The organism is Victivallis sp. (assembly GCF_048170485.1).
Lineage (GTDB): Bacteria > Verrucomicrobiota > Lentisphaeria > Victivallales > Victivallaceae > Victivallis.
Genome location: NZ_DBEXAY010000190.1, coordinates 1 through 9,725, shown reverse-complemented (window position 1 = coordinate 9,725; position 9,725 = coordinate 1). Strand labels below are relative to the sequence as shown.

The 9,725-nt window shown below is 65.1% G+C and carries 8 protein-coding genes; 3 read left to right on the top strand and 5 right to left on the bottom strand.

Features of this window, described 5'->3' with window-relative positions:
* Positions 1–2: 2 nt before the first annotated feature.
* Genes mutL through ACMLHG_RS09925 form a run of 3 tightly spaced genes read right to left on the bottom strand, consistent with a single transcriptional unit; the run spans position 3 to position 3,617 of the window.
* Entirely contained in the window at positions 3–1,985 is a 1,983-nt protein-coding gene (gene mutL, locus ACMLHG_RS09935; protein WP_417170389.1) for a DNA mismatch repair endonuclease MutL, read from the bottom strand.
* Entirely contained in the window at positions 1,982–2,605 is a 624-nt protein-coding gene (locus tag ACMLHG_RS09930) for a tetratricopeptide repeat protein (RefSeq protein WP_295811254.1), read from the bottom strand. The genes mutL and ACMLHG_RS09930 overlap by 4 nt, the downstream gene beginning before the upstream one ends.
* A gap of 4 nt (positions 2,606–2,609) precedes the next feature.
* The gene (locus ACMLHG_RS09925) at positions 2,610–3,617 is read right to left on the bottom strand and encodes an ABC transporter ATP-binding protein (RefSeq protein ID WP_294437506.1); all 1,008 of its coding nucleotides are present in this window, start codon (positions 3,615–3,617) and stop codon (positions 2,610–2,612) included.
* A 178-nt stretch (positions 3,618–3,795) separates the two neighbouring features.
* On the opposite strand from ACMLHG_RS09925, the gene ACMLHG_RS09920 reads away from it, so the two are divergent.
* The 3 genes from ACMLHG_RS09920 to ACMLHG_RS09910 are packed head-to-tail and all read left to right on the top strand — an operon-like array spanning position 3,796 to position 6,540.
* Positions 3,796–5,028: a beta-ketoacyl-[acyl-carrier-protein] synthase family protein gene (locus tag ACMLHG_RS09920; RefSeq protein WP_417170388.1), complete on the top strand. Its 1,233-nt coding sequence runs from the start codon at positions 3,796–3,798 to the stop codon at positions 5,026–5,028.
* A 45-nt stretch (positions 5,029–5,073) separates the two neighbouring features.
* Complete coding sequence (gene lipA / locus ACMLHG_RS09915; protein ID WP_295811259.1) at positions 5,074–5,952, top strand: lipoyl synthase; 879 nt, start codon at positions 5,074–5,076, stop codon at positions 5,950–5,952.
* A gap of 3 nt (positions 5,953–5,955) precedes the next feature.
* Positions 5,956–6,540: a TIGR00730 family Rossman fold protein gene (locus ACMLHG_RS09910; RefSeq protein ID WP_295811261.1), complete on the top strand. Its 585-nt coding sequence runs from the start codon at positions 5,956–5,958 to the stop codon at positions 6,538–6,540.
* Here the strand turns inward: ACMLHG_RS09910 and ACMLHG_RS09905 are convergent.
* Both ACMLHG_RS09905 and panB read right to left on the bottom strand, forming a co-directional pair.
* Positions 6,527–8,689, bottom strand: a complete 2,163-nt coding sequence (locus tag ACMLHG_RS09905) for a DNA polymerase domain-containing protein (RefSeq protein ID WP_417170387.1) — start codon at positions 8,687–8,689, stop codon at positions 6,527–6,529. The two genes, ACMLHG_RS09910 and ACMLHG_RS09905, sit on opposite strands and share 14 nt — an antisense overlap.
* Positions 8,690–8,767: 78 nt before the next feature.
* Positions 8,768–9,571 (bottom strand): 3-methyl-2-oxobutanoate hydroxymethyltransferase, encoded by an 804-nt coding sequence (gene panB / locus ACMLHG_RS09900; protein WP_417170386.1) that lies wholly within the window; start codon positions 9,569–9,571, stop codon positions 8,768–8,770.
* Positions 9,572–9,725: the final 154 nt, after the last annotated feature.

The following is a 9,725-nucleotide window of genomic DNA, read 5'->3' as shown; positions in this document are numbered from 1 at the left end:
CCTCAGCGCCGGCCGAACCGTTTCTCAATTTCCCGGTAGGTGAGGGTGACCATCGTCGGGCGCCCGTGCGGGCAGAGGGTGCCCTGCCGGCATTCGCCGAGCTGCCGCAACAGCTCCTTCGTCAGCTCCGGCGTGAGTTCGTCGTGAGCTTTGATCGCCGCCCGGCAGGCGGCCCGCGCGACATATTCGAGCTCCACCGGAATTTTATCCCCCTGGTTGTCGAGCAACTCCTGCAGCATGTCCGGAATCAGCTCCTCCAGCGGCCGGTGCGTCGGCATGGAGGCGGGCAGGCCGTTGAGCATCACCGTGTTGCTCCCCATCGGCTCGATGTCGAATCCGAGCATTTCAAAGAGTTTGCGGTAGCGCAGCAGCAGAGTCCGCATCGGCGGCGGCAGCTCCAGAACCTGCGGCAGAAGCAGCGCCTGCGTGGGGGCGGCTCCCGTCTTGGCCTCCGTCAGCAGACGTTCGAACATGATCCGCTCATGCGCCGCGTGCTGGTCGATCAGCACCAGACCGCTTCGCCCCGAGGCGAGAATGTAGGTGTGGTCGAGGATCCCCAGAATTTCCTCCGGCCAGTCGCCGTTGAACTGCGCGCTCCCCGCCGTGGAGAGGCGTACCGGCTGGCGCGGGGCGGCATGTTCTTCCGGGGAAGGGGCGTCGCTCTCTGGGAACGCTTCGGGCGCCTTGACGGGAAGAGTCCGCGCCCGGTCGGCGGCTTCGGCAACTGGCGGAACCGCGTCCTCCGGCTCTTCCTGCGGAAGTTCCCTGTCCGGCGTAATCCGTTCCCCGGGGGGATCGGTTAAAAAGAGCGTTTCGGTCGGAGCCGCGTCCGGCAGGGCATCCTCCGGGGCGGAAAACGATTCCCCCAGATCCAGCGTCGGCTGGCGGGTCTCCTTCGGTTGATACTGGACCCCGGCGCTGTCCAGGAGCAGGCGGAGCGGCACCTTCCCGTCGAGCGGAAGCGCCGCTTCGTGAACCGACGGCAGCGGCGTTTCCCGCGAGCGCTTCAACGCGTTTCCAATCGCGGCGGTCACCGCCCGGGTGATGGCGAATTCATGTTTGAAACGGACCTCCCGCTTGGCCGGATGGACGTTGACATCCACCTCTTCCGGCGCGATGGTGAGGAACAGCACCGCCGGCGCGTATCTGCCGCTTTCGGCGAGCGTCGCGTATCCCTCCCGGATTCCCCGGTAGATCGCGGCGGATTCGACCGCGCGGCCGTTGACGAAGGTCCGCTGTTCCCGACGGGAGTTGCGCGTGAACCCCGGGGCGGCGGTGAAACCGGTGATGGTGATGCCGGATTCGGTGTGATCGACCGGCCAGAGGTTGTCGACGAAGGCGCGGCCGAAGAGTTCCCGCAGCCGCGCTTCCGGAGTCGGCGCGGCGGGGGAGTGGAACGCCGTCCGCCCGTCAATCCGCAGTTCGAAGCCCACTTCGGGGCGGGGAAGGGCCAGGGCGACGACCATCTCTTCGATGTGGTGCGCCTCGGTGGCGGGGGATTTGAGAAATTTCTTCCGGGCCGGAGTGTTGAAGAAGAGGTCGCGCACCTGCATGACGGTGCCGACCGCACAGCCCGCGGGCGCCGCTTCGAGCAGTCTGCCCCCCTCGATCCGGACCCGGGTCCCTTCGAGCATCTCCGCGGTGCGGGAGAGGATGGTGAACCGGCTGATCGAGGCGATCGAGGGGAGCGCTTCGCCGCGGAAGCCGAGCGTGGTGATCCGGTCGATGTCCTCCGCAGAGAAGATCTTGCTGGTGCCGTGCGGTTCAATGCAGAGCAGAACGTCGTCGGCATCCATGCCCGAACCGTTGTCGGAGACGCTGATCAGCCGCGAGCCGGCCCGTTCGATTTCAATGCGGATCCGGGTGGCGCCGGCGTCGATGGCGTTTTCCACCAGTTCCTTGACCACGGATGCGGGCCGTTCGATCACCTCGCCGGCCGCAATCCGGTTGCTGAGCTGTTCATCCATCACTTTGATTTTGCTCATGGGGCGGGTTCCTCCTGGTTGCCGCCGGGCGCCTGCCAGTCGGAACGGGGCACGGCGATGAGGTCCGGCGGAGCGACGGTCAGGGTCTGTTTTCGGCTGCGGTTTGCCCGGGCATAGCACCGTTCGGCTTCCGGCAGGTCGCCGAGCGCCCGGTAGGCCCGGCTCAGATTGTAGTCGATGAATTCATTTTCCGGCGCGAGCGTATGGGCTTTGAGCAGCTCCTTGATGCCGGCTTCAAAACTGCCGCCGGCCGCCAGAAGCACGCCGAGATTGTTGCGGGTCGTGGCGTTGTCCGGATTCCCGGCAAGGAGTTCCCGGCAGAGCAGGATCGCATCGTCGTTCCGCCCCGTCTCGTAGAGGACACGCACCAGAAGCCGCCGGATGGAGGCGTTCTCCGGTTCGAGGCGGGCGAGCCGGTTCAACATCAGCAGGGCCGCCGGGTAGTTCTTGGATTCGATCAGACTGTTGGCCCGGGTGCGGAGCTGCCAGATCATGCGCGGACGGGCGGTGACGTCTCCGGATGGCCGCGTCACCGGCGCATCGTAGGTGGTGATGACCGCGACGGTGGCGGCGGCGGTGGCGGTCAGCGCGCCGAGCAGGCAGAAGAATCTCTTCTCCATTGCCTCAACCCTCTTCTTCGGGGAAGGGGGCCGTGCAGGCGCACCGGTGCCCGGGGGAGAGCTCCCGGAGCGGCGGCCGTTCGTCGCGGCATCGGGCGGCGAGTTCAGGAGAAAGCGATTTCGCCCGGGCGCACCGGTCGCTGAAGCGGCAGCCGGCCGGAAACTCGTCCGGCGAGGGGACGTGCCCCGGAATGGTCGATAGCCTCCCTCCTCCGCCTCCCAGCTTCGGCACCGCGGCGAGCAGGGCCCGGGTGTAGGGGTGGCGGGGGTGGTCGACGAGTTCGCGTGCCGGAGCGTACTCCACCAGGCACCCGGCGTACATGACCGCGACGAAGTCGGCGAGCTGCGCGACGATGCCGAGGTTGTGGGTGACCAGAATGACCGCCATGTTCCGCTCGCGGCGGAGACGGTCGATGAGTTCGAGGATCTGCGCCTGAATGGTGACATCCAGCGCGGTGGTCGGTTCGTCGGCGATCAGAAGCTCCGGATTGCCCGCCAGCGCCATGGCGATCATCACCCGCTGCTGCATGCCGCCGGAAAGTTCGTGCGGGAAGGCGTTGATTCTGCTCTCCGGCGCGGGAATCCCCACCTGCCGGAGCAACTCGATCACCTCGCCGCGCACATCGGTCACCTCCGGGCGGTGGAGCTCGATCACTTCGGCGATCTGCGCGCCGATGCGGAACACCGGGTTGAGCGAGACCGACGGCTCCTGGAAGATGTAGGCGATGCGGCCGCCGCGGAATTTCCGCAGTTTCCGGGGGGAGAGCCGGAAGAGATCGACCGTCTCCTCCCCGGTGTCGAATTCGACCGAATCGGCGGCGGGGAAGGCCGGCGGAGTGGGCAGCAGGCGGGTGAGCGCCAGACAGCTGATGCTTTTTCCGCAGCCGGATTCCCCGACCAGGGCGAGGATTTTCCCGCGCTCGACGCAGAAGGAGACGCCGGAGACCACCGGAAGGCGGCGGTCGCCGGAAAGAAAGTCGATTCTGAGGTTGTTTACCGAAAGAAGTGCCATCCGCTGCGGGGTCCTCTCCTGTCTTCTGCTGAGGAATATAACACCATTCTCCTGAATATTCCACACATTTTTCATCTTTCCACAGTAGAAAAAGGCGGAAAGCAGGTCTATATTAACCCGGATTTTGCGAAAAACCGGTAATATCAAGGCGGTTCGCCGAACAGTTTGCAGGGGACTCATGGAAAGAGCTTTTATCACAGGACGCGGGTTGATCACGCCGATTGGAAACAATCTGGCGGCGAATGAGGCGGCGCTTCGGGCCGGAAAATGCGGAATCGTTCAGGTGCCGGACTTCGTCGAGCATAAACTCAGCTGCGAAGTCGGCGGGCTGATCGACGGGCCGCTGGAGACCGAACTCATCGACCGCAAGAAACTGCGCTTCTGTCCCCCGGTCGGCGTCATGTCGGTCATCGCCGCGCAGGAGGCATTCGCCGAGGCGGGCCTGCCGCTGGAGGAGCTGCGCGAACGGCGGATTGCCATCATCGGCGGCGTCGCCGGCGGAAACTACGTCGAAGTCTTCAATGAGGCGGATGGCTACATCCGCAGCGATTACCGCCTGCGCAATGTGAGTCCCTATTCGGTGCCGCGGGTGATGCCGTCGTCGGCGATCTCCAACCTCTCGCTCATTTTTGGAATTACCGGGGAATCCTACGACATTTCCGCCGCGTGCGCCAGCAGTGCGATTTCGATTATGGTCGGCACCCGGCTGATCCGTTCCGGGCAGTATGACATCGTGCTCGCCGGCGGCGCTGAACAGATCGACTGGGTGCAGGCGCTCGGTTTCTGCGCCTGCCGGGCGCTGTCGCGCAAATACAACGAGACGCCGCAACTGGCGAGCCGTCCCTTCGACCGTGACCGCGACGGTTTCGTGCTGGCGGCGGGCGCGGCCTATGTGGTGCTGGAGTCCGAACGCAGCTGCCGGGCGCGCGGTGTGCGGCCGATCAGCGAAATTTCCGGCGTCGCCTCCAACAGCAATGCGCACGACATGGTTGTGCCGGATGCGGCCGCGTCCGCGGCGGTGATGCGCGACGCGATCGCCGACGCCGGTCTGAGCGCGGCGGACATCGGTTACGTCAATACCCACGGCACCGGTACTCCGGTGGGGGATCCGGTCGAACTCGACGCCATCCGCCGGGTGATCGGCGACAAGGCGGCGATCAACAGCACCAAGTCGCAGACCGGTCACATGGTCGGCGCGACCGGCGCAGCGGAGGTGATCTTCACCTCGCTGATGCTGGAGCGGCACTTCATTTCGCCGTCGATCAATCTCGAGAATCCCGATCCGGAATTCGCCTGGGCGGATCTCGTCCGCGAATGCCGCACCGGCACGACAATCCGGCACGGGCTGTCGAACAGCTTCGCGTTCGGCGGGTCGAATGCGGCGATCGTGATTTCCGACTGCGGCAGATAAGCGGGCGGGGCGACGCGGTGCGCCGCCTGCCGGGAAAGGCATTCGATGCAGGGTGAGGGTAAACCGGTCCGGCCGCGGCTGCCGGAGTGGATCCGGGTACGGGTCGGCGCCAACGGCGCCGGCGAAGTGAGTGCGATTTTACAGGATCTCCGGCTCAATACGGTCTGTTCCGGGGCGATGTGCCCCAATCTCGGCGAATGCTTCTGCCACGGTACCGCGACCTTTCTCATCATGGGGCGCAACTGCACGCGCAACTGCAAATTCTGTGCGATCGGTCACGATCCGCACCCGGAACCTCCGGAGCCGGATGAAGCGGTCCGGCTGGCGGAGGCGGCGGTGCGGCTCAAACTCCGTTACGTGGTGGTCACCAGCGTCACCCGTGACGATCTCCCCGACGGCGGCGCCGGATGTTTCGCCACCGTGATCGAGGAGCTCCGCCGCCGTCTGCCGGAGGCGGAGACCGAGGTGCTCACCCCCGATTTCAACGGCGACGAAAACGCGATCCGGCGGGTGCTGGAGGCGCGGCCGGCGGTGTTCAACCACAACGTCGAAACGGTTGAACGGCTCTCTTCGGAAATCCGCACCCGGGCGACCTACCGCCGCACGCTGGAGGTGCTGCGCTTCGCCGCCTCCGCGGGGGAGGGGATTCCGGTGAAGTCCGGGTTGATGCTGGGGCTGGGCGAGAGCGACGAAGAGGTGCGCCGGACGCTTCGCGACCTGCGGGAGGCGGGGGTCTCGATCGTGACGATCGGGCAGTATCTGCCGCCGTCGGCGGCGCACTGGCCGCTGGCGCGCTACGTGACGCCGGCGGAGTTCGAGGCGTTCGGCGCGTTCGCCCGTGAACTGGGATTCCGGGCGGTGGCGAGTGCTCCTCTGGTGCGGAGTTCCTATCATGCGGGCGAACTGGTCCGCGAAACGAGGTGATCCATGTATTGTGATGTCTCTTCTGTCCGGCAGGTGGCGGTCTACTGCGCCTCCTCGTTCGGCCGTCACCCGCTCTACGCCGACGTCGCCGCCGAATTCGGGCGGATTCTGGCGGAGCGGAACATCGGTCTGGTTTACGGCGGCTCCGGCACCGGCACGATGCAGTCGCTGGCGGAGGCGGTGCTGGCCAACGGCGGTGAAGTGACCGGCGTCTTCCCCTCGGAGTTCCCCCGGGAACTGCTCCAGAGCGGCCTCACCCGGACGATCGAGGCGGACTCGCTGGCCGAGCGCAAGGAGCTGATGCTCGAACTGGCCGATGCGGTCGTGGCGCTGCCCGGCGGCTTCGGCACGCTGGATGAACTCTTCGATGCGTTCAGCCGGTTCAAGCTCGGCTTCATCAGCAAGCCGTGCGGCCTGCTGAATGCGGGCGGTTATTACGATCTTCTGCTGAAATTTCTCGATCAGGGCGTCGACTCCGGACTGATTGCCCAACAGGACCGGGAGATGCTGATCGCCTCCGACGACCCCGCCGCACTGCTCGACGAGCTCGAGCGCGTCCGCAGCGAGAGCGCCTTCAGGATCGGATGAACTCCGCGAAGTTGGCGTAGAGCTCCTCGAGCTTGTTGAGGTAGAACGCGGTGTTTTCGTCGCGTCCCTCCGCCGGCGCGTCGCTGAGAAGTTTGGCGTTGTCCACCACCGACACCTTTTTCTTTTCGCCGGTCAGATAGTAGGTGACCTGGTCGCCCGACTGGTAGTCGCGCCCGGAGCGGAGCGCCAGTTCGTAGGCGGCGCTCCGGCGGCCGGTGCCCGCTTCCAGCTTCCGCCGGTAGGTTTCCGGGGAGTCGTTGAGGTTCTCGGTCTTGGCCAGTTCCGCGAGCGGAATCGACCGGTCGGCGATCGACCGGCGGAGCGTCTCATATTCGAGCGGAATCTTCTCCGTTTCGTTCCGCAGCAGATGTTCGACGACCGCCGCCATGAAATTGCGCTGAAAGGGTTCGAGTCCGCGCGACTTGAGCGCCGCACCGGTGATGCTGACCACGCCGCTGGAATCCAGCAGGGCGTAGTTTTTGCTCTTGTAGGAGAACATCGCCTCGTAGCGGGCGTCGAGCTCCACCTCGATTCCGGCCGGGAGGACCGCCTGAATCCGGGCGTTGAAGGCGGCGGCATCCTCCACCCCCTCCGGCGGCTGGAAGTAGATGCCGTCGGTATCCATCTCCAGAACGTGCGCTCCGGCTTCGTTGAGGAAGTGGAGCATCGATGTGAGAATCTCCCGCCCCCGTGCGGTGACCCGTTCGGCCATGTCGTAGTCGTTGAAGGTCCCCTGTGAAAATCCGAGGTAGCCGTAGAAGGAGTTGATCAGAATCTTGAAACTGCTCTGGAGCGCCTGAAAGTAGCTGCGCCGGGCCGGATCCGGATCGGTGCGGGCGGCGTCCTTCGCCTCCAGCCGGAAGGTGCGCAGCGCCCGGAGCAGACGGGGGAATTCGCCGAGTTCATCGTGCGCCGGAACCCATCCTTCGGCGAGGATGATCGACGGATACAGCGAACGCACGTCGCAGTGCCAGACGTTGCGGAAGACGCCGCTGGCCTCCGCCCGGGTCAGCGCCCCGGCGAAGCGCCGCGCCGCTTCCGGCTGCGGCAGGGAATGGCGCTGTTTGAGATACTCGGCGGTGAGCAGCGCGTCGAGGCTGGTGCCGGTGCCGCGCACGATGACGTCCTGATATCTCATCGGCAGGATCTGGGTCTGGTAGAAGTAGCTCGGGCTGAGAAGGGCGCTCAGCGCTTCGCATTCACGCACGTCGTCGAGGGCGTAGGCGAGCAGTTTCTGCCGGTCGTCGGTCCAGGCGTCGGAAATTTCCCGCCCGTCCAGATAGGTGCGGTCGCCGGAGGCGATCTTGAAGTGGCGCGCGAGGTACTTGAGGTTGTAGGACTCCAGATTGCGGTTCGACATGTCGTAGAACATCGCAAGATGCAGTGTGTCGATGGTGTGCCTGCCGTAGAATTCGTAGCGGGTGTAGTTGATCAGCCGCTCGGCGATGGTGAAGCGGCTGGGGCGTTTCCGGGGCGCGGAGCCGTCGCGGCCGAGGGTGAGTTTGAGCTTGTACCGTTTGGCGCGGGTTTCGAGGTAGGGCAGGTCGAAGCGGCAGATGTTGTGCCCCTCGATCACGTCCGGATCGCGTTCGGCGACCACCTTGAGAAAGGTTTCGATCAGCTCCTTTTCATTCATCGTCTCCTGCGAAAGCACCGTTTCCCAACCGGTCGAATCGCGCAGTGAGATGATGATGATCTCATCCCCCGGCCGGTCGGCGTTGGGGAAGTCGTACCCCGGGGTGGTCCGCGTCTCCAGATCGAAGGAGAGCCGCCGCAGTTCGGGGAAGCTCATCGAGCCGAAGAGGCGGGTCCCCGACTCCAGCAGCGCCTGCTGCGAGAGGTCGCGGTAGATGGAGTAGGGCGCGCGGGTGTTCTTCTTCAGAAAGGCGAGCGCCGCATTGTAGTGATCGATATCCGGGAATTTCGCCAGCATGCTGAAGAGCATCTGCCCGGAGAGCGGTTCGAGCTCGAACGCTCCGTCGAATCCGTCGAGCTGCTCCGGGGAGCTCAGCAGCAGAAACGGCGCGAACGGCACCTCTTCGGTGCGGAACGTGCCGCCGTCGTGAAAGAAGAAGATCGCCCGGTTCGCGGCGACTTCGACCGCGACGGCGCCGGGACGGCGGTTCGGAACCAGTTTTTCCTGGAACATGATCGTGATTCTCCTGCGCTGATGATGTTGCTGCACTGCACGTCCGGAAAAATGGTTCCGGCCGGTTTCCCGGTAGGGTCAGAACGAGTTCTCCGGGCCGGGGAAGGCGCCGTTCCGGACATCGTCCGCGTAATGTTTCAGCGCCTCGCGGGTGAGTTTCCCCAGTTCGGCGTAGCGGCGGGAGTGCTTCGGGGTGAACTCCTCGAAGAGCCCGAGCACGTCGTGGAGCACCTGAACCTGCCCGTCGCAGTTGATCCCCGAGCCGATGCCGATGGAGGGGATGGTCAGCGCTTCGGAGATCCGGCGGCCGACTTCGGCCGGCATGCATTCGAGCACCAGGGCGAAGGCGCCGGCCGCCTCGACCGCGTGCGCGTCGCTGAGCAGTTTTTCCACTTCGGCGTCGGTCCGGCCGGTGATGCGGTAGGTGCCGGAGGTCTGAATGCGCTGCGGCAGCAGCCCGAGGTGGGGCATGACCGGAATGCCGCAGTCGACCAGCCGGGTGATCAGCGGCACGAGTTCGGCGCCGCCCTCGAGCTTGACGGCGTTGGCGCCGGCCTCCTTGACGGCGCGCCCCGCATTGCGGAGCGCCTCTTCCATGCTCACCTGATAGCTCATGAACGGCATGTCGAAGATGACGAAGGCGTCGGGTGCTCCGCGGCGGACGGCGCGGGCGTGGTGGAGCGCCTCCTCCATCGTGAGCGGCAGGGTGTTCGCGTAGCCGAGCACGGTCATGGCGAGGGAGTCTCCGACCAGAAGCACATCGATTCCGGCGGCGAATGCCGCGGCGGCCGAGGGGGCGTCGCAGGCGGTGATCATAACGATTTTCTCTCCGGCCTCCTTCCGTTTGCGGAAGGTGCGGACGTTGGTTTTTCCTTTGCTCATGGATGAACCTCCTTGCGGCCGGACGCTCTCCTCTTGTGAACCATGTCGTCGTCCGGCTCCCTATAATATGCGCCCGGAATGGTTTTTTTGCAAATTTCATTTTGCACTTTGGCGCATGTGGTGTATAGTGGTTGACGGGAGAATTCATCACTGG